The organism is Erythrobacter donghaensis (assembly GCF_001557325.1).
Lineage (GTDB): Bacteria > Pseudomonadota > Alphaproteobacteria > Sphingomonadales > Sphingomonadaceae > Erythrobacter > Erythrobacter donghaensis_B.
Map to the genome: position 1 here is coordinate 1 of NZ_LSJS01000261.1, position 498 is coordinate 498.

Here is a 498-nt window from a genome sequence, read left to right on the forward strand (position 1 = left end):
AATTAAGAAGGCGGCATTCGACCCGACGATACCCGGCGGTGGCGAAACCACCGCGGCGATCGTCGTCATCGGTCACGCGACCGGTCTTTCGATCGACGAATTAGGACGGGTGCTAGGCTTGTCCCACGCGGGGACGGTGCGGCTTGTCGATCGATTGGTTGCAGCCGGGTTCGCCGTTCGATCCAAAGCGCTACGGGACCGTCGTGCAGTAGCGCTGATGCTCACTGAGGCAGGCGAGACTCGCCTATCTGCGATCCTGCAACGAAGAAACGAGACTTTATCCGAAATCCTTAGCCATGTCTCGAATGCTGACCGCCTCGTGCTGGAACGTATTGCCGAGACAATACTTGCGCAGATGTCTGACGACGCTGTCTCGGCGCTGACGATATGCCGGCTCTGCGACGAGAGGCGATGCTACAACTGTCCGATGGATGCCTTTGGAATGCTGGAGTCGTCGACGCATAGAGTCGACCCATAAGTGCGCGCAGAGACGCTTAG

Annotated in this window: 1 protein-coding gene; it reads left to right on the forward strand. The window is 58.6% G+C overall.

Features of this window, described 5'->3' with window-relative positions:
• On the forward strand, positions 1 to 478 hold a 478-nt coding region (locus tag AX692_RS15175; protein WP_066271031.1), incomplete at its 5' end, for a MarR family winged helix-turn-helix transcriptional regulator.
• Positions 479 to 498 lie beyond the last annotated feature (20 nt).